Source organism: Pseudomonas floridensis, from assembly GCF_002087235.1.
In the GTDB taxonomy this organism is placed as follows: domain Bacteria; phylum Pseudomonadota; class Gammaproteobacteria; order Pseudomonadales; family Pseudomonadaceae; genus Aquipseudomonas; species Aquipseudomonas floridensis.
Genome location: NZ_MUIO01000029.1, coordinates 16,367 through 39,634, shown reverse-complemented (window position 1 = coordinate 39,634; position 23,268 = coordinate 16,367). Strand labels below are relative to the sequence as shown.

At 59.7% G+C, this 23,268-nt stretch carries 20 protein-coding genes; 11 read left to right on the top strand and 9 right to left on the bottom strand.

All coding sequences use genetic code 11. The features are described 5' to 3' along the window. Positions 1-9: 9 nt before the first annotated feature. The 3 genes from BZK31_RS10260 (at position 10) to mgrA (ending at position 3,424) form a co-directional block, all read left to right on the top strand. Positions 10-1,335, top strand: a complete 1,326-nt coding sequence (locus tag BZK31_RS10260; protein ID WP_083182558.1) for an LLM class flavin-dependent oxidoreductase — start codon at positions 10-12, stop codon at positions 1,333-1,335. Between the two features lie 89 nt (positions 1,336-1,424). After that, positions 1,425-2,360: a sulfonate ABC transporter substrate-binding protein gene (locus BZK31_RS10255; RefSeq protein WP_083182557.1), complete on the top strand. Its 936-nt coding sequence runs from the start codon at positions 1,425-1,427 to the stop codon at positions 2,358-2,360. Between the two features lie 26 nt (positions 2,361-2,386). Beyond that, on the top strand, positions 2,387-3,424 hold the full coding sequence (gene mgrA, locus BZK31_RS10250) for an L-glyceraldehyde 3-phosphate reductase (protein WP_083182556.1): 1,038 nt from the start codon (positions 2,387-2,389) through the stop codon (positions 3,422-3,424). Between the two features lie 205 nt (positions 3,425-3,629). Here the strand turns inward: mgrA and ntrC are convergent, their stop codons facing one another. The 7 genes from ntrC to glnA all read right to left on the bottom strand — a co-directional run bounded on the left by ntrC (position 3,630) and on the right by glnA (position 10,342). Then, the gene (gene ntrC, locus BZK31_RS10245) at positions 3,630-5,066 is read right to left on the bottom strand and encodes a nitrogen regulation protein NR(I) (RefSeq protein ID WP_024686097.1); all 1,437 of its coding nucleotides are present in this window, start codon (positions 5,064-5,066) and stop codon (positions 3,630-3,632) included. Continuing rightward, positions 5,063-6,148 carry a nitrogen regulation protein NR(II) gene (glnL, locus tag BZK31_RS10240; RefSeq protein ID WP_004882729.1) on the bottom strand — a complete coding sequence of 362 codons (1,086 nt, stop codon included), beginning with the start codon at positions 6,146-6,148 and terminating at the stop codon, positions 5,063-5,065. Before glnL ends, ntrC begins: the two co-directional genes overlap by 4 nt. A 303-nt stretch (positions 6,149-6,451) precedes the next feature. Then, a complete protein-coding gene (locus BZK31_RS10230; protein ID WP_083182555.1) occupies positions 6,452-7,075 on the bottom strand; it encodes a DUF4124 domain-containing protein in 624 nt (207 codons plus the stop codon). Next, on the bottom strand, positions 7,072-7,602 hold the full coding sequence (locus BZK31_RS10225; protein ID WP_083182554.1) for a DUF4124 domain-containing protein: 531 nt from the start codon (positions 7,600-7,602) through the stop codon (positions 7,072-7,074). Before BZK31_RS10225 ends, BZK31_RS10230 begins: the two co-directional genes overlap by 4 nt. Before the next feature lie 69 nt (positions 7,603-7,671). Beyond that, positions 7,672-8,229, bottom strand: coding sequence for a chorismate mutase (locus tag BZK31_RS10220; protein ID WP_083182553.1), 558 nt, complete (start codon positions 8,227-8,229; stop codon positions 7,672-7,674). 112 nt (positions 8,230-8,341) lie between these two features. Beyond that, positions 8,342-8,767 (bottom strand): cupin domain-containing protein, encoded by a 426-nt coding sequence (locus BZK31_RS10215; protein ID WP_083182552.1) that lies wholly within the window; start codon positions 8,765-8,767, stop codon positions 8,342-8,344. Positions 8,768-8,935: 168 nt separating this feature from the next. Further along, positions 8,936-10,342, bottom strand: a complete 1,407-nt coding sequence (gene glnA, locus BZK31_RS10210) for a glutamate--ammonia ligase (protein WP_083182551.1) — start codon at positions 10,340-10,342, stop codon at positions 8,936-8,938. A gap of 334 nt (positions 10,343-10,676) precedes the next feature. On the opposite strand from glnA, the gene thiI reads away from it, so the two are divergent. Continuing rightward, positions 10,677-12,131, top strand: coding sequence for a tRNA uracil 4-sulfurtransferase ThiI (gene thiI / locus BZK31_RS10200; protein ID WP_083182583.1), 1,455 nt, complete (start codon positions 10,677-10,679; stop codon positions 12,129-12,131). Between the two features lie 143 nt (positions 12,132-12,274). Beyond that, on the top strand, positions 12,275-14,095 hold the full coding sequence (gene typA, locus BZK31_RS10195; RefSeq protein WP_083182550.1) for a translational GTPase TypA: 1,821 nt from the start codon (positions 12,275-12,277) through the stop codon (positions 14,093-14,095). 126 nt (positions 14,096-14,221) lie between these two features. Here typA and BZK31_RS10190 read toward each other — a convergent pair whose 3' ends face one another. Next, positions 14,222-14,677 (bottom strand): YkgJ family cysteine cluster protein, encoded by a 456-nt coding sequence (locus tag BZK31_RS10190; protein WP_004882721.1) that lies wholly within the window; start codon positions 14,675-14,677, stop codon positions 14,222-14,224. 450 nt (positions 14,678-15,127) lie between these two features. After that, positions 15,128-17,566: a penicillin-binding protein 1A gene (locus BZK31_RS10185; protein WP_415639639.1), complete on the bottom strand. Its 2,439-nt coding sequence runs from the start codon at positions 17,564-17,566 to the stop codon at positions 15,128-15,130. Between the two features lie 209 nt (positions 17,567-17,775). Here BZK31_RS10185 and BZK31_RS10180 point away from each other — a divergent pair, with 209 nt between their 5' ends. Genes BZK31_RS10180 through aroK form a run of 6 tightly spaced genes read left to right on the top strand, consistent with a single transcriptional unit; the run spans position 17,776 to position 23,235 of the window. Continuing rightward, positions 17,776-18,840 (top strand): pilus assembly protein PilM, encoded by a 1,065-nt coding sequence (locus BZK31_RS10180; RefSeq protein WP_083182548.1) that lies wholly within the window; start codon positions 17,776-17,778, stop codon positions 18,838-18,840. Further along, a complete protein-coding gene (locus BZK31_RS10175) occupies positions 18,840-19,415 on the top strand; it encodes a PilN domain-containing protein (RefSeq protein WP_083182547.1) in 576 nt (191 codons plus the stop codon). Before BZK31_RS10180 ends, BZK31_RS10175 begins: the two co-directional genes overlap by 1 nt. Next, positions 19,412-20,035 (top strand): type 4a pilus biogenesis protein PilO, encoded by a 624-nt coding sequence (gene pilO / locus BZK31_RS10170; protein ID WP_083182546.1) that lies wholly within the window; start codon positions 19,412-19,414, stop codon positions 20,033-20,035. Before BZK31_RS10175 ends, pilO begins: the two co-directional genes overlap by 4 nt. Further along, a complete protein-coding gene (locus tag BZK31_RS10165; RefSeq protein ID WP_083182545.1) occupies positions 20,032-20,559 on the top strand; it encodes a pilus assembly protein PilP in 528 nt (175 codons plus the stop codon). The genes pilO and BZK31_RS10165 overlap by 4 nt, the downstream gene beginning before the upstream one ends. Positions 20,560-20,606: 47 nt before the next feature. After that, positions 20,607-22,712 (top strand): type IV pilus secretin PilQ, encoded by a 2,106-nt coding sequence (locus tag BZK31_RS10160; protein ID WP_167377913.1) that lies wholly within the window; start codon positions 20,607-20,609, stop codon positions 22,710-22,712. Between the two features lie 4 nt (positions 22,713-22,716). Further along, positions 22,717-23,235: a shikimate kinase AroK gene (gene aroK / locus BZK31_RS10155; RefSeq protein ID WP_083182543.1), complete on the top strand. Its 519-nt coding sequence runs from the start codon at positions 22,717-22,719 to the stop codon at positions 23,233-23,235. The last annotated feature ends 33 nt before the right edge of the window (positions 23,236-23,268 follow it).

The window sequence follows — 23,268 nt, the reverse complement described above, 5'->3', positions numbered from 1 at the left end:
GAGCAAGTTATGAGCACGTCTGCTCGACAGATGAAACTGGGCGCTTTTCTGATGGCCACCGGGCACCACGTGGCGGCCTGGCGACACCCGGATGTGCCCGCCAACGCTGGGCTGGACTTCAAGCATTATCGGCATCTGGCGCAAGTGGCCGAGGCGGCGAAATTCGATGCGCTGTTCGTGGCCGACAGTGTCGCCGCCGCTACGGGCGATATCGCCAGTCGCATGGCGCGCTCCGATCACTTCGAGCCGCTGACGCTGCTATCGGCATTGAGCGCGGTGACCGATCACATTGGCCTGATCGCCACGGCGACCACGACCTACAACGAGCCGTATCACGTGGCCCGCAAATTCGCGTCGCTTGATCATCTTTCAAGCGGGCGAGCGGGATGGAATCTGGTGACTTCCGATGCGGCGGCCGAGGCGCAGAACTTCGGTCGCGCCGAACACGTCGGCCACGCGGATCGCTACAGCCGTGCACGTGAGTTTCATCAAGTGGTGACCGGGCTGTGGAACAGTTGGGCGGACGATGCCTTCACCCGTGACAAGGTCAGCGGTCAATATTACGACCCGGCCAAAATGCAGGTGCTGGATCATCAGGGAGAGCATTTCAGCGTCAAAGGTCCGCTCAATGTAGCCCGCTCGCCGCAGGGTCAGCCGGTGGTGGTGCAGGCCGGATCTTCGGAAACCGGACGTGATCTGGCGGCGCAAACGGCCGAGGTGGTGTTCACTGCGCAGACGTCGCTGACCAGCGCGCAGGCGTTCTATGCCGACATGAAAGGCCGGTTGGCCGCTTATGGTCGCAGTGCCGATTCACTGAAGATCATGCCGGGTGTGTTGATCGTCGTGGCTGAAACCGAAGCGCAGGCCAAGGCGAAATTCGAATCCTTTCAGGCGCTGGTCGAGCCTGAAGTAGGAGTTGCGTTGCTGGGTCGGATGCTCGGCAATTTCGACCTGTCCGGCTATCCGCTGGACGGCCCGCTGCCGGAATTGCCACTGACCGACAGCGGCCAGCGCAGTCGTCAGCAACTGCTCACCGAACTGGCTGAACGGGAACACCTCAACCTGGCGCAACTGGGAAGACGCATTGCTGGAGGGCGAGGGCATTACAGTCTGATCGGCACGCCAGAGCAGATCGCCGATGAATTGCAGGTCTGGTTCGAACAGGGTGCTGCCGACGGCTTCAACGTACTGGTGCCACATCTGCCCGGCGGTCTTGAAGACGTCGCCCATCTCGTGGTGCCCGAACTGCAGCGACGGGGTCTGTTTCGTACCGAATACGAGGGCTTAACGCTGCGCGAGAACCTGGGGTTGTCGCGTCAGGCGGATCGGTTCTGATCCACATCGCAAGCAGGGCGCGGAGCGTCCTTGGCGGCGTTCCCATGCAGAACATGGGAACGATCACATCATCGGTACAGGGAAAACTCATGAAACCATTCGCACTCATCGCCGCGCTGCTCGCCTTCAGCGGTCTGCTCAACACCGCTTCGGCCGACGAGCCCGACACTTTGCGCATCGGCTACCAGAAGGGCTCGATCACGCTGGTACTCGCCAAGGAGCACGCCTTGCTGGAGAGGCGTTTCCCGAGCACGCAGATCAAGTGGATCGAGTTTCCGGCCGGGCCGCAGATGCTGGAAGCCTTGAACATTGGCAGCCTGGACATTGCCTCGACCGGCGACATCCCGCCGATCTTCGCGCAGGTCGCGGGTGCCGATCTGGTCTATATCGGTGCCGAACCGGCCAAACCGCAGGCCGAAACCATTCTGGTGCGCAACGAAAGCCCGCTGCACAGTGTGGCCGAGTTGAAGGGGCGCAAGGTTGCTTTCCAGAAAGGCTCCAGTGCCCACAATGTGGTGCTGCGCGTGCTGAATAAAGCCGGGCTGACGTTCAAGGACATTCAGCCGATTTACCTGACCCCGGCTGACGCCCGCGCCGCGTTCGAGAACGGCAGTGTCGATGCCTGGGCGATTTGGGATCCGTACTATTCCATTGCGCTCAACGAAGGCCATAGTCGCTTGCTGGCCAACGGCGAGGGACTGGGTTTGTCCGGCCCGTTCTACACCGCCCGCCGCGATTTCGCTGACCACAACGGAGCATTCGTGCAGAACGTGCTCGATGAACTGACCGCCGCCGACGCCCTTACCCGCTCGCAACGCGCCGAAAGCATCACGATTCTGGCGCGCAGCATGGGCTTGTCCGAAGCCGTCATCACTCAGTATCTTGACCATCGCCCGGCGTCGCCGAGCCTGCCGATCACCCCGGAAATCGTTCGCGCGCAACAGGCGACCGCCGATCTGTTTTACGACAACCACCTGGTGCCCAAGCGGGTCGATATCCAGCAGGCTGTGTGGAACAAGCCTTGAGTATCCCCCTGACAAGAGAGGATTCAATGACCTATATCGCTGCCGAACACCGCTACAACGACATGCCTTACCGCCGTACCGGCCGCAGCGGGCTGGTTTTGCCAGCGCTGTCGCTGGGCCTGTGGCACAACTTCGGTGACAGCACACCCATCGACACCCAGCGCGCCATGCTGCGCACTGCGTTCGATCTGGGGATCAACCATTTCGACCTGGCCAACAACTACGGCCCGCCGTATGGCAGCGCCGAGATCAACTTCGGTCGTCTGCTGCGTGAAGATTTCAAGCAGTACCGTGATGAGCTGATTATCTCCAGCAAGGCCGGATGGGACATGTGGCCGGGGCCTTACGGGCAAGGCGGCGGTTCGCGCAAGTACGTGCTGGCCAGTCTCGACCAGAGCCTGCAACGCATGGGCCTGGATTACGTCGATATTTTCTACTCCCACCGCTTCGACCCGGACACCCCGCTGGAAGAAACCGCGAGTGCACTGGCCACCGCCGTGCAGCAAGGCAAAGCGCTGTACATCGGGATCTCGTCGTATTCCGGCGCCAAGACCCGTGAAATCGCAGCGCTGTTGAAAGAGTGGAAAGTGCCGTTGCTGATTCATCAACCGGCGTACAACCTGCTCAATCGCTGGGTCGAAAAAGACCTGCTCGATGCAACCGAAGAGCTGGGTGCTGGCGTGATTGCCTTCACCGCGCTGGCGCAAGGGCTGCTGTCGGACAAATACCTGAACGGCGTGCCTCAGGATGCGCGGGTCAATCGCCCGGGTGGCGGTTCTTTGCAGGCTTCGCACTTGTCCGAACAGAACATCGCCCACGTCCGCGCACTGAACGAAATCGCCCAGCGCCGTGGCCAGAGTCTGGCGCAGATGGCCCTGGCCTGGACACTGCGTGATCCGCGCGTGACCTCAGCGCTGATTGGTGCCAGCCGCCCCGAGCAGATCATCGAGAACGTCGGTGCCTTGAAGAACCTGTCATTCAGTCAGGAAGAACTGACCGAGATCGACAGCTTCGCCGTGGAAGGCGGAATCAACCTGTGGGAAAAGCCGTCGCTGGCTGAGTGATTGGGTGATTCAAGCCCGGCGTGCTGCAAGCCATTTCGCGAATTCATTCGCTGCCACGGGGGTGGCGGGCGTTTTGAATCGTGGGAGTGGACTTGTCCACGAAAGCGGTGTTTGCGGCGCTGACTATCCGTCGCCTGCACCGACGCCTTCGCGAACAAGTTCGCTCCCACGGGATTGGCGGGGCCCTTCGCGAAGGCGGGGAGGGTCAGCCTTCTTCGCCTTCGTCGTCATCCCCGCCATCGACCTTCATGCCCAGTTCCTTGATCTTGCGGGTCAAGGTATTGCGGCCCCAGCCCAACAGCACGGCGGCATCGCGGCGGCGGCCGGCGGTGTGTTTGAGGGCGGTTTCGATCATGATGCGTTCGAAGGTCGGCACGGCACTGTCCAGCAGGCTCGACTGGCCACGTGACAGCGCCTGATCGGCCCATTGACGCAGTGCCTGTTCCCAGTTGGTGACGGGCGCAGCATCCTGCGGCAGGCTAAGCAGTTCGGGCGGCAGGTCGCTAATGTGCACTTCACGGCCCGAGGCCATGACCGTGATCCAGCGGCACGTGTTTTCCAGCTGACGCACGTTGCCGGGCCACGGCAGGTGCTTGAGGTATTCCTCGGTCTCTGCCTTGAGCAGCTTCGGCTCGACCGCCAGCTCTTGCGCAGCGCGGCTCAGGAAGTGCCGGGCCAGGGTCGGAATGTCTTCGCGACGGTCCGACATGCGCGGGATGTGGATACGAATCACGTTCAAACGGTGAAACAAGTCCTCGCGAAACTTGCCGGCCTGCACCAGGGTTTCCAGATTCTGGTGCGTCGCGGCGATGATTCTGACATCGACCTTGACCGGCGTATGACCGCCGACCCGATAGAACTCGCCATCCGCCAGTACTCGCAGCAAACGGGTCTGGGTGTCGGCTGGCATGTCGCCGATCTCATCGAGAAACAGCGTGCCGCCGTCGGCCTGCTCGAAGCGGCCGCGACGCAGGTTGGCCGCGCCGGTGAATGCCCCTTTTTCGTGACCGAACAGCTCCGATTCCATCAAGTCCTTGGGGATCGCTGCCATGTTCAACGCAATGAACGGCGAAGCCGAACGCGGGCTGTGACGATGCAATGCATGGGCGACCAGTTCTTTACCGGTACCCGATTCGCCGTTGATCAACACCGTAATGTTGGAATGGCTCAAACGGCCGATGGCGCGAAACACTTCCTGCATTGCTGGCGCTTCGCCGATGATCTCGGGTGTGCGGGTCAGAGTGGGCGCTACGTCCAGACCTTGCTGCTCCTGGGCGTGCTGGTTGGCGCGCTTGACCAGTGAGACGGCTTCATCGACATCGAACGGCTTGGGCAAGTATTCGAACGCGCCACCCTGATACGACGCCACGGCGCTGTCCAGGTCGGAATGAGCGGTCATGATGATGACCGGCAGGCGTGGATGCTGTTCGCGAATCCGCGCCAGCAGGTCCAGGCCACTGGCACCCGGCATACGGATGTCGGAAATGATCACGTCCGGTTGCTGACGGGCGAGGCGACTCATCACCCCGTCGGCGCTGTCGAAGCTTTGTGTGGTCATGCCTTCCTGTTGCAAGGCTTTTTCCAGTACCCAGCGAATGGAACGATCGTCGTCTACGATCCAGACAGTTTCACTACGGCTCATGTCGAAGCTGCTCCTTGTTCCAGCGGCAGGAAGATCGAGAACGTGGTGTGGCCGGGATGGCTGTCACACTCGATCAGGCCCTGGTGCTGGCTGATGATGTTCTGGGTAATGGCCAGACCGAGTCCCGTACCATCCGGGCGGCCACTGACCATGGGGTAGAAAATGGTTTCCTGAAGCTCCGCCGGAATGCCGGGGCCGTTGTCGATGATTTCGATCTTGCTCACCAGCCGATGGCGCACGTGGCCAATCGTGAACTGGCGCATGGCACGCGTGCGCAGGGTGATGCGGCCCAGACGCAGCTCGTTCTGGCCACTGATGGCCTGCATGGCGTTGCGCACGATATTGAGCACGGCCTGGATCATTTGCTCGCGGTCGATAAGGACATCCGGAATGCTTGGGTCATAGTCGCGCACCAAGGTGATGCAGCCCTGACTTTCGGCTTCGACCAGGCTGCACACTCGTTCGAGCACTTCGTGCACGTTGGTCATGGCCAGCGACGGCAGTTTGTTGGAACCCAGCATCCGGTCGACCAGATTACGCAGGCGGTCGGCTTCCTCGATGATGACGTTGGTGTAGTCCTTGAGGCTTTCCTCCGGCAGTTCGCGGGCCAACAATTGTGCGGCGCCGCGGATCCCGCCCAGTGGATTCTTTATTTCATGAGCCAGACCCCGCACCAGCATCTTGGTGGTTTCCTGCTTCGACAGCTGAGCCTCTTCCTTGGTGATGCGCAGCAGGCGGTCGCGGGGATGGACCTCGAGCAGCAGCAGAGTCTCGCCCTTGCTGAGGATCGGTGTCACCGCGTAGTCGACGGTCAGGGTCTGACCGGTCAGCGCGGTGAGCATCGCTTCACGTTTGGTGAACGGGTGCGCCTGCTCGACGGCCTGGCGAAGGGAACTCAGTGCCTCGGCCGACTCGGTGAACAGCTCGCTGATGAATTGCCCATGGCTGCGCTGCCCGCTGATGGCGAGCAGCATTTCGGCCGCCGGGTTCATGTACTCAAGACGCAGGTCGGCGTTGAGCAGAATGGTGGCAGTGGTGAGGTTATCCAGTAACAGTCTGTGCAGCGCGTCGCTGATAGTCATGAATCGTGTTGACCTCTTTTGGCACATGGCAATCGCGCAATACAGGTGCTGACAAATCCTTGTCAGCAGAAGCAATGCCACCCATACGGTGCTTGGCGGGGTGCTATGCCTGGGAAGTTGCAAAAAACAAACCAAGGCTCCGAAAAGAAGCGCTTTCTTTGCAAAACAGGACCTTTTTTCGAACTTGTGCCCGCATACGGCGCTACCCGAGGGGCATTTCTGAACCAAAGTGGGCTGTATTGTTGCGCGGCGACGCGATTTGCGCACCAAAAAGGTGCTTGCAGTGAGTGTAGGCCGCTGGGCTCAGAAGAACGGCAGAATGCTGCTCTCGGGTTTGGGCTTGTCCTTGAGCGGACACTCCGGGCGGACGCCGTACTCTTCAGCCTTGCAGGGATTGACCGCACGCTTCTGCGCAAGCGAAATACGCTGCAAGTGAAACGGCTGATTCGGGGTCTTTTCCAGCACTCGACCCATCTGATCGAAGATTTCCACGGAAAGCTGGTGCGTGCCCCGGTCAATGTTGCTCAACGGGAATACCGGGCTACGTCCCGGCTGCCCCACGGGCATGCCATCCAGCAGCAGGCGGTAGTTGTGACCTGCCTGAAGGGCCGGATCGCTGGTCACGGTCACGATGAGGTCGCCACTCGGGTTGCTGATCGTCGCATCCGGTTCGGGCACCAGCACGCGCAGCAATTGATAGTGGAACATCGCGGGAGGCTGTGGCTGTCTGGGTTGGGCTTTAAGCGTTCTGGTTGGCGGCGTGCCGGTCATGTTGTTGCTTGGCGGGATGTCGACACGCTTGGCATTCTTGCGCGGCTGGTCGGTGAACACCCGATTGCCGTTCGCGTCGATGTAGGTGTAGACGTCCGCCACCACTGGCAGTGCGCACAGCAATGACAACAGCATCAGCAGGCTGCGGATTTTCATGGCTTGCCAAGGTGGACGCGTTGCACGGTCAGGGTGATGGTCTCGCTTTGCTGGATGATACGCTCGCCGTCTTTCACCACCACCGCGAAACTGTGTTCGCCACGGTCGACGTTCATTACCTGAAACCGTGGAAGGTTGGTCGGCTGGCCATAGAGATTGCCGTCCAGCAGCAGTTGCAGGCGATGGGCCTGTTGCAGGCGCGGCTCGATTTTCACGCCGATGATGAAGGAACCGCTGTTGGCGCGCAGTGCTTCGTCGGTCGGCAGATCGCTCAGTTCCAGTGTGCTGTAAGCGGCCTGCGGCTGTGTCTGTGCGGGCGCAGGCGGCGGCAGAGTGTTCGTAACCGGTCTGGTCGGCCCCTGGCTTTCGACACTGTTGAGTGGTGGCAACTCGACGACTTCGGTCTTGATGCCGTTGGGTGGCTGGTTGCTGAAGGCTGCGTTGCCATTCGCGTCGGTGTACTTATAGATCTGCGCCGTCGCAGGCAGACTGATCAGCAGGAACAGGCAGATAAGGCTTTGACGCATGAGGCTCTCGACGGCGAAGGGCAAAGGCCACCAGCATAGAACACTTCGCCGTGCGCCGTGCAGCCGGGGTTACAGTTTAGGTGTGCACAAATCGGCGGTGGCAAGCACCAGCGCCTGATCGTGAATCGGGTCGCTCTGATGGTGTTTGAGTGCTGCGTTCAGCAGTGTCTGGCAATCCTCCGACTCGCGTGTCGGCTGGAAGTCGGCATAGGCGCGTAGCAGTTCGGTCTGCAAGCGATCCAGTTTCGGACGGATATCATCGATCAGGCTCAGACGTTTTGTTTCAGGTGCCTTGCCTGCCTCGTGCCACTGGGCGAGCAGGGCGTTCTGTACGCGTTTGTTGGCTTCTATCTGAGCGCGGAACAACCGTTGCACGTCATCGGGATTGAGTTTGAATTCGGCTGCCCGCGCCTGGGCCGCACTGATTACTTGTTGCTCACGCGGTGGGTCTTCGACGGCCTTGCCGCTGTCCCATTTGCTCAGCGCAACCTGATCCGCAATGGTCAGGCGCTCGCTGATGGCTTGCAGCAATGGCTCGAGTGCGGAGGGTTTCTGTTCAGCGGCAAAGGCGAAGCCCGAAGACAGACAGGTCAGGGTCAGTAACGAGCTGGCGAGAAGCATGCGCATGGGGTGTTCCATCGTGGGGAGAGGGAGGAAAGGTAACGTCAGGTTGCAGTTTGCGGCCAGTGCTTTGCAATGAATAAAGATTCATCCACAGCCTCCGGCCGCGCCTGCCGCTCTACTTCGTGACGGGCTGCGATACGGGAATGTCACGCGCTCCGGCATAGAACACGATCAGTTCCACCGGCACCTTGCCGGTTTTGCCACGGTGCACACTGTCGACCATTTCCGGCAGGGTGTCGCCCTTCTTGAGATGGATCCGCTCGCCGCTGTCTCGCGTCTCCACAGTCAGTTCGCCAGAGACCACGTAGGCAGCATTGGGTATGGGATGGGTGTGCCAGTTCAGGCTGGTTTCAGCGGGGATGTTGATCTGCAGAACGGTCAGCTCGGGTTGGCCTTCGGGATAGGCCTTGTACGGCGTGCCGTCCCAGGACGCGCTGCTCTTGAGTAGCACGCTGGATGAAACCGCGGGTGGCTTTTGCTCGGCCATGACGTGGCTAGTCAAGAACAGACAGGTTGCTGCGATCAAATATTTTACTGGCATGTCAGGATGATCCTGGAGGTGAGAGTGAGGCCTCCAAGATTGCCATCCGGTTTTTCTCGCGGGCGGTAGACTCTTACCGCACCCTCAGGAATTTTTCCGCTATGGCACAAATGAAAAGACCTCCCGAAGGAGGTCTCTCATTACGCCATCAACGCTGGCGCGACTGAATTAGCAGCTGTAGTACAGCTCATATTCCAGTGGGTGTACGAAGGTGCGAACCTTGATTTCTTCTTCACTCTTCAGCTCGATGTAGGCATCGATGAAGTCGTCGCTGAAAACGCCGCCCTTGGTCAGGAACGCACGGCCCTTGTCCAGCTCTTCCAGAGCTTCTTTCAGGCTGCCGCACACTTGTGGGATCTCTTTGGCCTCTTCAGGCGGCAGGTCATACAGGTTCTTGTCAGCTGCGTCGCCAGGGTGGATCTTGTTCTGGATGCCGTCCAGGCCAGCCATCAACAGTGCAGCGAATGCCAGGTACGGGTTGGCTGCCGGATCCGGGAAGCGTGCTTCGATACGACGACCGCGTGGGCTGGAGACGTAAGGAATACGGATGGAAGCGGAACGGTTGCGTGCCGAGTAGGCCAGCATGACCGGCGCTTCGAAACCTGGAACCAGACGCTTGTAGGAGTTGGTCGACGGGTTGGTGAAGCCGTTCAGTGCCTTGCCGTGCTTGATGATACCGCCGATGAAGAACAGGGCTGTGTCGGACAGGCCGGCGTAGCCTTCGCCTGCGAAGGTGTTCTTGCCATCTTTGGCGATGGACATGTGGACGTGCATGCCCGAACCGTTGTCACCGTACAGTGGCTTCGGCATGAAGGTCGCGGTGCGGCCGTAAGCATCGGCAACGTTGTGTACGCAGTACTTGAGGGTCTGAACTTCGTCAGCCTTCTTGACCAGCGTGTTGAACTTCACGCCGATTTCGTTCTGGCCGGCAGTGGCAACTTCGTGGTGGTGAACTTCCACGATCTGGCCCATTTCTTCCAGGGCGTTGCACATTGCGGTACGGATTTCGTGGTCGTGGTCGACCGGTGGAACCGGGAAGTAACCACCCTTGACGCCGGGACGGTGGCCTTTGTTGCCGCCATCGACGTCGCCGTCGGTCATCCAGGAAGCCTGTTCGGAGAAGATCTTGAACATGGAACCGGAGATGTCGGACTTGAACTTCACTTCGTCGAAAACGAAGAATTCCGGCTCAGGACCTACGAATACAGTGTCACCGATACCGGTGGACTTCAGGTATTCCTCAGCACGATGGGCGATGGCGCGCGGGTCGCGATCGTAGCCCTGCATGGTCGAAGGCTCGATGATGTCGCAGACCAGGATCAGGGTCGGCTCTTCGGTGAACGGGTCGAGAACGGCAGTCTCGTCATCCGGCAGCAGGATCATGTCGGAGGCTTCGATGCCTTTCCAGCCAGCGATGGAGGAACCGTCGAACATTTTGCCGACTTCGAAGAAATCGTCTTCCAGCGCATCGCGCGCAGGCATCGTGACGTGCTGCTGCTTGCCCTTGGTGTCCGTGAAGCGCAGATCAATCCATTTAACGTCATGATCTTTGATGAGTTGAACCGACTTCGACATGGTGTCCTCCGGGTGGCTAGGGACCGCCTTATAGTTTTGGGTCCCTTAAATTTGGGTGATGCCGGCGCGAATACTCTGCCATGGCAACCTGCCTCACAAGGGAGCAATTTGCATGCCAGTGCCCCGTGTTGGGTTTTTTGCCTCAAACCGAGGCTTTCAGGGCGTCAAAACAGCTCTCAAGCGAAAAACACGCACCTTTATGGCGCCGGCAAATGTTGCAGCGACTCTTTTTGGTGCGCTGATGATTGGCTGTACGATAACTGGTTAAACCTTGAGCAATTTCCGCTATAATCCGCGCCCCCCTTTTTTGGTCGGCACCTCACGCACCGTTTCCATGAAACTAATCGTTAAAGTTTTCCCAGAAATCACCATCAAAAGCCCGCCGGTTCGCAAGAAATTCATCCGGCAGCTGGGCAAGAACATTCGTACCGTGCTCCGGGAACTGGACGCGGACATTGTGGTGGGCGGCGTATGGGACAACCTTGAGGTGGAGACCCGGCTGACCGACCCCAAAGTGCTGCAGGGCATCACCGAACGCCTGAGTTGCATGCCCGGTATCGCCAACTTTCTGCAGGTGGCCGAGTACCCGCTGGGCGACATGGATGACATCGTTGCCAAGTGCAAGGCGCACTACGCCGACCTGCTGCCGGGCAAAATGTTTGCCGTGCGTTGCAAGCGTGCCGGACGACACGATTTCAGCTCCATGGATGTCGAAAAATACGTCGGCAGTCAGTTGCGCCAGCAGTGCGGCGCGGCCGGAATCGAGCTGAAAAAGCCCGAACTGGTGGTGCGCATGGAAATTCGCGACCAACGGTTGTTCGTTGTGCATGACCAGCATAAAGGCCTGGGCGGTTACCCGCTCGGTGCGCTGGAACAGACCCTGGTATTGATGTCGGGTGGATTCGATTCAACCGTCGCAGCCTACCAGATCATGCGCCGCGGGCTTATGGCGCACTTCTGCTTCTTCAATCTGGGCGGTCGCGCTCATGAACTGGGCGTGATGGAAGTCGCTCATTTCATCTGGAAGAAGTACGGCAGCTCGCAGCGCGTGCTGTTCGTCAGCGTGCCGTTCGAGGAAGTTCTCGGAGAAATTCTGCAGAAAGTCGATAACAGTCATATGGGTGTAGTTTTGAAGCGTATGATGTTACGCGCTGCCTCATCCGTGGCTGATCGTCTCGAGATCGATGTGCTTGTCACCGGCGAGGCCATTTCACAGGTGTCCAGTCAGACGCTGCCCAACCTGTCGCTGATCGATTCGGCTACTGACAAGCTGGTGCTGCGCCCGCTGATCGCCAGCCACAAGCAGGACATCGTGGACCAGGCCACTGAAATCGGTACGGCCGATTTCGCCCGGCACATGCCTGAGTATTGCGGGGTGATTTCGGTCAACCCCAAGACCAACGCCAAGCGTAATCGCGTTGAGTACGAAGAAAAACAGTTCGACATGGCGATTCTCGAGCAGGCGCTCGAGCGCGCAAGGCTGGTTTCGATCGATCGGGTCATCGACGATCTGAGCCGCAACGTGGATATAGAAGAAGTCAGCCAGGCGCTGGCCGGTCAGGTCGTGATCGACATCCGTCACCCGGATGCCCAGGAAGACCAGCCGCTGCAGGTGCCGGGCGTGGAAGTACAAACGCTGCCGTTCTATGCATTGAACAGCCGTTTCAAGGAACTGGATAACACGCGCCAGTACCTGTTGTATTGCGACAAAGGCGTCATGAGTCGCCTGCATGCTCACCATTTGCTCAGTGAGGGGCATGCCAATGTGCGCGTTTATCGACCGAGCTAAGTGCCCGGGGCTGTTTGCCTGTGGCTTGCGTCACCGGCCCCCCGACACCCGTCGTCAAGCCGTAACGGCTTTTGCCGACCAGCACCTGTTAATCGCCGACGCCAACCCGTCTGCAAACCGAATCCTCTGATCGAGATACACAAGTGATCGAAAATCTACGCAACATCGCCATCATCGCCCACGTTGACCATGGTAAGACCACCCTGGTAGACAAACTCCTGCGTCAATCCGGCACTCTGGAGCGCAACGAGCTCAACGACGAGCGCGTAATGGACTCCAACGACCAGGAAAAAGAGCGCGGTATCACCATTCTCGCGAAGAACACCGCGATCAACTGGAACGGCTACCACATCAACATCGTGGACACCCCGGGCCACGCCGACTTCGGCGGTGAAGTAGAGCGCGTGATGTCGATGGTTGACTCCGTGCTGCTGCTGGTCGACGCTCAGGACGGCCCTATGCCGCAAACCCGTTTCGTGACCAAGAAGGCTTTTGAAGCCGGCCTGCGTCCAATCGTGGTCATCAACAAGGTTGACCGTCCGGGCGCACGTCCTGACTGGGTTCTGGACCAGATCTTCGACCTGTTCGACAACCTGGGTGCCACCGAAGAACAGCTGGACTTCAAAGTCGTCTACGCCTCGGCTCTGAACGGTATTGCCGGTCTGGACCACACCGACATGTCTGAAGACATGACGCCGCTGTATCAGTCGATCGTCGACAACGTCCCTGCGCCGTCCGTTGACCGTGACGGTCCGTTCCAGATGCAGATATCCGCTCTGGACTACAACAGCTTCCTGGGCGTCATCGGTGTTGGCCGTATCGCCCGTGGTCGCGTCAAGCCGAACACCCCGGTTGTCGCCATCGACGCCGACGGCAAGAAGCGTAACGGCCGTATCCTGAAGCTGATGGGTCACCACGGTCTGCACCGTGTGGACGTCGAAGAAGCTGCAGCGGGCGACATCGTCTGCATCAGCGGCTTCGAAGAGTTGTTCATCTCCGACACCCTGTGCGATCCGACAGCTGTTGAAGCGATGAAGCCGCTGACCGTTGACGAGCCGACCGTTTCGATGACCTTCCAGGTTAACGATTCGCCTTTCTGCGGTAAGGAAGGCAAGTTCGTCACCAGCCGTAACATCAAGGAGCGTCTGGACAAGGAGCTGCTGTACAACGTTGCTCTGCGCGTTGAAGAAGGCGACTCGGCTGACAAGTTCAAGGTTTCCGGCCGTGGTGAGCTGCACCTCTCGGTTCTGATCGAAACCATGCGTCGCGAAGGCTTCGAAATGGCCGTAGGCCGTCCGGAAGTGATCATCCGTCGTGTAGGCGACGTGAAGCACGAACCGTACGAAAACGTCACCATCGACCTGCCGGAAGAATCTCAGGGCGCGATCATGGAGCAAATGGGTCTGCGTAAAGGCGACCTGACCAACATGGTTCCAGATGGCAAGGGTCGTGTACGTCTCGAGTACAACATCCCGGCTCGCGGCCTGATCGGTTTCCGTAACGAGTTCCTGACCCTGACCTCCGGTGCAGGCATCCTGACCTCGATCTTCGACCGTTACGACGTGATGAAGTCCGGCGACATGTCCGGCCGTCAGAACGGTGTTCTGGTTTCGGTTGAAACCGGCAAGGCGCTGACCTACTCCCTGGAAACCCTGCAGGCTCGCGGCAAGCTGTTCGTCGAGCACGGTCAGGAAATCTACGGTGGTCAGATCGTCGGCCTGAACAGCCGCGACAACGACCTGGGTGTGAACCCAACCAAAGGCAAGAAGCTCGACAACATGCGTGCTTCGGGTAAAGACGAAACCATCGCTCTGGTTCCGCCTATCAAGTTCACTCTGGAACAGGCTCTGGAATTCATCCAGGACGACGAGCTGTGTGAAGTGACGCCAAAATCGATCCGTCTTCGCAAGAAGATCCTGGACGAAAGCGAGCGTACCCGCGCTGCCAAGAAAGCCAAGGCTTGATACTTAGCCTGCGCTAAATGAAAACGCCCCCGGTCGAGAGACCGGGGGCGTTTTTGTTTGTGTGGCCTGTGTGGCTTGATCGTGAGCGTGCAGCCGTGACGTTCTACGTCACACTCAGGCGATCACTCAGAACTTCGGTACAGGCGCGCTGGTGGCGTTTCTCAGGGAGCCGCTTTCCGGGCGTACCACGGCTTTGGGCTTGTACGCGCAGTAGCCAGGACGCGGGCCGATCTTTGGGTGGTTGCGGCAGGTGTCCGGGCGTTTGTCGTAGATGGTGCACAAGCGGCTCTTGCGGTCCAGGTACAGGCAGTCGTTGTTGCTCATGCGCTGCAAGGTGAAGATCTCGGTCTTCTGGTTGTAGCGCTCGACGATCCCTTCCTTCTGCAAGCGCTTGGCGATGTTCTTCGCCGGCTCGCCACGCTCGAAATCATCGACGATGCCGATGCGGATCAGGTCCTTGATCTTCACTTCGACCGGCAGCGTGCAGCAGCTGGAAACACAGCCTCCACACATGTGGCTGGAGTATTTGGCCCAGGTGTCGATGCGATCGAGTTCTGCGGCGGCGATCAAGGTGGGTTTCATTTGAATTCAGACTTCCGGGTGAATCGGGCGCGCGATGATACCGGGCTTGCCGGTATTGCAGTAAGTAAAAATTGATGAGGCGACTGTCGGTCATGCCATGGCGCAGTGAGCGCGCGCTCAAGTGTGTTCACGAAAACCGTACGCACCAGGCTACGGCGTCCTTCGTCGGCTTGCGGGGTATCTGGTGATCAGCCTTCGTGGACAAGTCCACTCCCACATCCGGGCATCCATTGCTGGTCCATGAGCGCGACTGTCGGTCATGCAGAGACCGTCGGGAAAATGCAAAACCTGCTGGAAGTTGCCGGCTGCGCTTTAGTGCGGCGGAACGCCCGCCCTGTGGGAGCGAGCTTGCTCGCGAAGAGGTCGGTACGGCCGCCAGAGAAAAGGCTTCGTGAGCAGGCGGAGCGCCGCCTGCTCATTTGCGCAGGGTAAGCGCTCTGCCAGCGTCCGTCAGAACAAGTCGATCGGTGCCGACTCGTCCGCTGGCAACGGGCTGCCGGGCGCACTGCCACCCAGTTCATTGACGCTCGGTGGCGTGTCTTCGCTCTTGAACAGTTCGAAGAACGCATTCGGCGTGCTTGGCGTGGCCGCTCGGCCGCTGACCGGATCGACCCGCAGGCTGAGAATGCCATCCGGCTCGGCCTGCTGATGCGGCGGCTTGTCCTTCAGCGCGGCGCTCATGTAATCCATCCAGATCGGCAGCGCTACGGTGCCGCCGAATTCGTGGCGACCCAGGCTTTCCGGCTGGTCGAAGCCGGTCCAGACGGTGGTGACGTAGTCGGCGTTGTAGCCGGAGAACCACGCATCCTTGGATTCATTGGTCGTACCGGTCTTGCCTGCGATGTCGGGCCGGTTCATGGCCAGCGCACGTCGTCCAGTGCCTCGCTTGATCACGTCTTGCAACATGCTGTTCAGAATGAACGTCGTGCGGCTGTCGACGATGCGTTCGGCGACGGCAGGCGCCTGAGGCTCGACAGGCGTGGTCGAAGCGTTGGTGGTCAGGTTCGGCGTGTCGTGTACCGCGAAGGTCGAAGTGTCCGGCGCGGTCTTAATGTCATTGGCGGGCACGCTCGGCGGGTTGGCCGCGAAAATGGTCTGGCCGTCACGATTTTCGATGTTCTGGATCAGGTACGGGCTGACCTTGTATCCGCCGTTGGCGAACGCGCTCCAGCCGGTGGCGATTTCCATCGGCGTGAGCGTCGCGGTACCCAGGGCCAGCGACAGGTTGCGCGGCAGGTCCTGCTTGGCGAAGCCGAAGCGGGTGATGTAGTCGATGGTGCTGTCCACGCCCAGGGCCTGCAGCAGACGGATCGACACCAGATTACGCGACTTGTACAGCGCTTCGCGCAGGCGAATCGGGCCGAGGAAGGTGTTGGTGTCGTTCTTCGGGCGCCAGACTTTGTCCAGGTACTCGTCGACGAACACGATCGGCGCATCGTTCACCAGGCTGGAAGCGGTGTAGCCGTTGTCCAGCGCGGCGCTGTAGATGAAGGGCTTGAAGCTGGAGCCCGGTTGACGCTTGGCCTGCATCGCTCGGTTGTAGTTGCTCTGCTCGAAGGCAAAACCGCCCACCAGTGCGCGAATGGCGCCGTTTTGTGGATCAAGCGACACCAGTGCGCTCTGAGCGACGGGAATTTGACTGAATTTGAGTGAGCCATCGTCCTGGCGCAGCAGTCGGATCAGGTCGCCGACCTTCGCGACATCACCCGGCTGCTTGGGATTGGCACCCAGGCTATTGGTGTTCAGGTAGGGACGCGCCCACTTCATGGTGCTCCACTCGACCTTCTCTTCCGCTTCGCCATTGCGGGTCAACACTGTCAGGCCGGCCTTGTCGACTTGGGTCACGATGCCGGGCTCAAGGCCATTGATCGTGCGCTGTTTGGTCAGCTCCTGAATCCAGTTGGCGCGGGTCATGCCGGGGAACCGGCTTTCCGGGCCGCGATAGCCATGGCGCTGGTCGTAGTCGATCAGGCCGCGCTGGACTGCCTTGTTGGCGTCTTCCTGCAGGCCGCTCGGAACCGTGGTCGTGACGCGGAAGCCCTCGGTATAGGCCTCGCTGCCATAGCGTCCGACCATCTCAGCGCGGGCCATTTCAGCGATATAAGGCGCGTTAACTTCCGGCGTCGGCACGTGGTAACTGGCGTTCAGTGGCTCGCTCAACGCGGCCTGGTAGGCAGTCTGGTCGATCTTGCCCAGGCGATACATGCGGCCCAGGATCCAGTCACGGCGTTCCTTGGCGCGGGTTGGGTTGGCCAGTGGGTTGAAACGTGACGGTGCCTTGGGCAAACCGGCAATCATGGCCATTTGCGCAAGGCTTACATCGCGAATCGATTTGCCGTAGTAGACTTGCGCCGCCGCCTCGATGCCATAGGCCCGGTTACCCAGATAAATCTTGTTGACGTACAGCTCAAGGATCTCGTCCTTGGTCAGTTGGCGCTCGATTTGCAAGGCGAGAAGAATCTCGGTGGTTTTGCGTGAAAAGCTTCTTTCGCTGGTCAGGAAAAAGTTTTTCGCGACCTGCATCGTGATGGTACTGCCGCCCGATTGAATGTGGCCGCTCTTCACCAGTTGTGTGGCGGCGCGCATCAGGCTGCTTGGGTCGACACCGTAGTGATTGGCGAAATTGTCGTCTTCGGCCGATAGCAGGGCGTTGATGAAATTGGGCGGGATCTCGGCGAAGCGGATAGGCGTGCGGCGCATCTCGCCAAATTCGGCGATCAGCTTGCCGTCGCTGCTGTAAACGCGCAGGGGAATTTGCAGTTGAATGCTTCGCAGCGCCTCAACGGATGGAAGGTTGGGGCTCAGATAAAGGAACGCGCCGCTCAGGCCGAGCAGCAGCGAGCAGAATACCGCGACGAGAGACCACCAGAAAAACTTCAGCAGGCGTATCAAGGCTTTTGGATTTCCAGAAAAAATAATGGGTTGAGCGCAGGCATTTACAAATGAACACGCCTTGAAGCTTTGTTAAACGAAAAAAACGCTGGGCATTATAAGCATTTTTCGTCCCCAAGCGTGATTTGCGCTACTGTCAAGGCTGTCGGCAGTGACGCTGGCCCGAAATAACTCCGTAAGTGACGGAAACTCATAGGAATCAGGTTGTGTTCGAACTCTTCAGTAAGAAGGCCAACACCCTTCTAGGGATCGATATTAGTTCCACCTCGGTCAAGCTCCTTGAATTGAGTCGCTCCGGAACCCGCTACAAAGTCGAGTCATACGCCGTCGAACCACTACCGGCCAACGCCGTGGTCGAGAAAAACATTGCCGAGCTCGAAGGGGTTGGTCAGGCGCTGTCACGCGTGATCGTCAAGGCCAAGACCAGCGCCAGAATCGTGGCGGTCGCTGTGGCCGGTTCGGCAGTCATCACCAAGACCATCGAGATGGATGCCGGTCTTTCCGACGATGACATGGAAAACCAGCTCAAGCTCGAAGCTGACCAGTACATTCCATATCCCCTCGAAGAAGTCGCCATCGATTTCGAAGTGCAAGGCTATTCATTGCGCAATCCCGAGCGCGTCGAAGTGCTTCTGGCCGCCTGCCGCAAGGAAAACGTCGAGGTGCGTGAAGCGGCGCTGGCGCTGGCGGGGCTGACGGCACGGGTCGTCGATGTCGAGGCGTACGCGCTCGAGCGTTCCTTCGGACTGCTGGCCACGCAACTGGGCAACGGCCACGATGAGCTGACCGTTGCCGTCGTCGATATCGGCGCCACCATGACCACCCTGAGCGTCATTCACCACGGCCGCATTATTTACACCCGCGAACAGTTGTTCGGCGGGCGGCAGCTCACCGACGAGATCCAGCGCCGTTACGGCCTGTCGATGGAAGAAGCAGGGCTTGCCAAGAAACAGGGCGGCCTGCCGGACGACTACGTCAGTGAAGTGCTGGAGCCTTTCAAGGAAGCGCTGGTGCAGCAGGTTTCGCGCTCCCTTCAGTTTTTCTTTGCAGCAGGTCAGTACAACTCCGTGGATCACATCATGCTCGCGGGCGGCACCGCGTCGATTTCCGGCCTCGAACATCTGATTCAGCGTCGCCTTGGCACGCCGACCATGGTGGCCAATCCGTTTGCCGACATGGCGTTGAGCTCCAAGGTCAATGCCGGCGCGCTGGCCAGTGATGCGCCCGCCCTGATGATCGCGTGCGGTCTTGCTTTGAGGAGCTTTGACTGATGGCACGGATCAACCTTTTACCCTGGCGTGAAGAGCTGCGCGAAGAGCGCAAGAAGCGCTTTCTGACCGCGCTGGTCTGCGTACTGGTGCTGTCCGTCGGCATCCTGTTCCTGATCGATCGCTATGTCAGCAAGGCCATCGACGATCAGGTGGCGCGCAATACCTTCATGCAGAAAGAGATCGCACAGCTCGACATTCGCATCAAGGAAATCAGCGACCTCAAAGCCCGACGCAAACAGTTGCTGGAGCGCATGAAAATCATTCAGGACCTGCAGGGCAACCGCCCGATCACCGGCCGGGTGTTCGATCAACTCGCCCGTACGCTGCCGGACGGCGTTTATTTCTCGCAGGTCAAAATGACCGACAAGCTCATCGCGATCACGGGCGCGGCGGAGTCCAACAACCGGGTTTCCGACCTCATGCGCAACCTTGAAGCGTCCGACTGGCTGGAGGCACCGAGTCTGACCGAGGTCAAGGCGACCACGGCCGGTACGGTCGATCAGGCAAACGTCTTTCAATTGACGGTGCGCCAGACCCAGCCGCAGGTCCCCGCTGCCGAAGGAGCCAAGCCATGAACATGAGCGAATGGCTGGACGGACTGCGCAAGGTCGAACTCAACGAACTGGACCTCAACAACCTGGGATCGTGGCCTGCGGCAGTCAAGGCAATCGCCGGCGTGCTGCTGGCCGTGCTGATTTTCGCGCTGGGCTATTTCCTGTTCATCCAGGATCTGGAAACCCAACTGGAGAGTGCGCAGGCCAGCGAGGTTTCGCTGAAAGAGCAGTTCTCCAACAAAGCGTTCCAGGCGGCGAACCTTGAGCCTTACAAAAAGCAGATGGAAGAGATGGAGAACACGTTCGGCGCGCTGCTGCGGCAATTGCCCAGCGACACCGAAGTGCCCGGCCTGCTGGAGGACATCACGCGCACCGGTCTGGGCAGCGGTCTGGAATTCGAGGAAATCAAGTTGCTGCCCGAAGCGGTCCAGCAGTTTTACATCGAGTTGCCGATACAGATCACGGTGGTCGGCGGCTATCACGATCTGGCGACCTTCGTCAGTGGCGTCGCTGGCCTGCCGCGTATCGTGACGCTGCATGATTTCGACATCAAGCCGGCCGATCCGAAGGTGCCCGCCAAGTTGCGCATGAGCATCCTGGCCAAGACTTACCGCTACAACGATGAAGGGCTGAAGAAATGAGGGTGGCGCGTGTGTTGTGCGTCAGTACGGTCCTGGCGGGGCTGGCCGGTTGTGGCGGCGGCAATGATTTCACCGATTTGAGCGAGTTCGTGGCTCAGGCCCAGGCGCGCCCGAGTGGCAATATCGAAGCGCTGCCCAAGTTTCGCGCCTATGAGGCGTTCACGTATAACGCAGCCAGCCTGCGCAGTCCGTTTCAGCCCGCCATCAAGGTCGATCCGCTCAACCGCCAGAAAGGCTCGCGCCTGGTGGCTCCGGACCCGAATCGGGTCCGGCAGTTTCTTGAAGGGTTCAACATCGAATCGTTCGAGATGGTCGGCACCATCGGCAACGGGTCGGGCACCTTCGCCCTGTTGCACGGAGCCGGTGGGGTGTACCGCGTGAAGGTGGGTGATTACCTGGGCCGTAACAACGGGCGGATCGTGTCGGTCAGCGACGCACAGGTCGATGTCATTGAAATTGTTCCTGATGGAGAGGGGGCCTGGCTGGAAAGGCCGCGCAGTATCACCCTCAAAGAACGCTCATGAAGTGGGCAAGGCCAAGCATGTACAGCAGCGCACAACGGAAATTGATCATGACCCGGATTTTCTCGATTATCGGCGTGTCGTTATGGATAGCGATGATTTCGCCGGTTCTCCAGGCGGCCAACCTCAAGACGCTCGACGTCGCTGCGCTGCCGGGTGACCGCGTCGAGCTCAAGCTGGCCTTCGATGCTCCGGTGCCTGCACCGCGCGGCTATACCACCGATCAGCCGGCGCGTATCGCGCTGGATCTGCCGGGCGTGACCAGCCAGCTTGCGACCAAAAGCCGTGACCTGGGCGCAGGCAATGCCCGCAGCGTGGTAGTGGTCCAGGCGCAGGATCGCACGCGGGTCATTATCAACATGACGACGCTTGCGCCTTACAGCTCCAGAGTCGAGGGCAACAACCTGTTCGTGGTCATCGGTCAGGGCGCTGCCGCCGCGCAGGCTTCTCAGCCGACCACCGCCAATGGCGCTGCCCGGGTCGCCGTGCCACCGCCTACGCCAGCGTCGGCCAGACCCTACGTGCCTGCGGGTGCGCGAGCCATTCGCAACGTCGATTTCCAGCGTGGCGAGCTGGGCGAAGGCAACGTCGTCATCGACCTGAGCAACGCCAGCATTGCGGCGGATATTCATGAGCAGGGCGGCAAGATCCGTGTCGACTTCGCCAAGACCCAATTGCCAGAGCCGCTGCGCGTGCGTCTGGATGTCAAGGATTTCGCCACGCCCGTGCAGTTCGTGAGCGCCTCGGCAACCGGCGACAAGGCCAGCATTTCCATTGAGCCTTCGGGCGCATTCGACTATTCGGCTTTCCAGACCGAGAACAAGCTGACCATCAGCGTGAGGCCGTTGACCAACGAGGACGTGGACCGTCGCGCCGCCGACAAGCCGGTCTACACCGGTGAAAAACTGTCGCTCAACTTTCAGGACATCGACGTACGTTCGGTGCTGCAACTGATTGCCGACTTTACCAACCTCAACCTGGTCGCCAGCGACACGGTTCAGGGCGGCATCACCCTGCGCTTGCAGAACGTACCGTGGGATCAGGCGCTGGATCTGGTGCTCAAGACCAAGGGGCTGGACAAGCGCAAGGTCGGCAGCGTGTTGCTGGTCGCGCCCGCGGATGAAATCGCCGCCCGTGAGCGTCAGGAACTGGAGTCGCTCAAGCAGATCGCCGAGCTGGCCCCATTGCGCCGCGAGCTGCTGCAGGTCAACTACGCCAAGGCGGGCGACATCGCCAAGCTGTTCCAGTCGGTCACCAGCGCTGAATCCAAGGCTGACGAGCGCGGCTCGATCACCGTGGACGAGCGCACCAACAACATCATTGCCTACCAGACACAGGACCGCCTCGATGAGCTGCGCCGCATCGTGTCGCAGCTGGATATTCCAGTGCGTCAAGTGATGATCGAAGCGCGCATCGTCGAGGCCAACGTCGATTATGACAAGCAGATCGGCGTACGTTGGGGCGGCGCGAGCAATCTCAGTGGCAACAGCAAGTGGACGCCGTATGGTCTGGACAACAACGGTGACGAAGCGGGCAATACCGGAGCCAACACCGGCACCAACGTTCCTTTTGTCGACCTGGGTGCCGCGGGTGCAACTTCAGGTATCGGCCTGGGCTTCGTGACCAATAACACCCTGCTCGACCTTGAGCTGAGCGCGATGGAAAAAACCGGCAACGGTGAAATCGTCTCCCAGCCCAAGGTGGTCACCTCCGACAAGGAAACCGCCAAGATCCTCAAGGGCACGGAAATCCCGTATCAGGAATCCAGCTCCAGCGGCGCCACGACCGTAAGTTTCAAGGAAGCGTCCCTGTCGCTCGAAGTGACGCCGCAGATCACGCCGGACAACCGCATCATCATGGAGGTCAAGGTTACCAAGGACGAACCTGACTACATCAACGCCGTGCTGGGCGTGCCACCGATCAAGAAGAACGAGGTCAATGCCAAGGTGCTGATTTCCGACGGCGAGACCATCGTGATCGGTGGCGTGTTCTCCAATACGCAAAGTAAAGTTGTAGAGAAAGTGCCATTTCTCGGTGATGTGCCGTATCTTGGCCGCCTTTTCAGGCGCGACGTGGTATCAGAGGCAAAATCCGAGCTGTTGGTATTTCTGACACCGCGTATCATGAACAACCAGGCGATTGCTGTGAGTCGTTGATTCTGTGCGAAATTTAATACTTGTGGGGCCGATGGGTGCTGGCAAGAGCACCATCGGCCGTTTGCTTGCCAAAGAGTTGCGACTGCCGTTCAAGGATTCCGACAAGGAAATCGAGTTGCGCACGGGCGCCAATATTCCCTGGATTTTCGATAAGGAAGGCGAGCCGGGCTTTCGCGACCGCGAGCAGGCCATGATTGCAGAGCTGTGCGAAGCCGATGGCGTAGTCCTGGCGACGGGCGGCGGTGCGGTCATGCGCAGCGAAAATCGTCAGGCGCTGCACGCTGGCGGGCGGGTGGTGTACCTGCATGCATCGGTTGAACAGCAGGTCGGCCGCACGGCACGCGATCGCAATCGACCTTTGCTGCGCGCCGCAGATCCGGCCCGGGTGCTCAGTGAGCTGTTGGCCATTCGCGACCCGCTGTACCGGGAGATTGCCGATCTGGTGGTCGAAACCGACGAGCGGCCACCGCGCATGGTGGTTCTGGACATACTGGCTCGTCTGGCCGAGCTTCCTCCCCGTTAAAGCGCAGGCAAAAATGCGCTATCCTCGGCGACC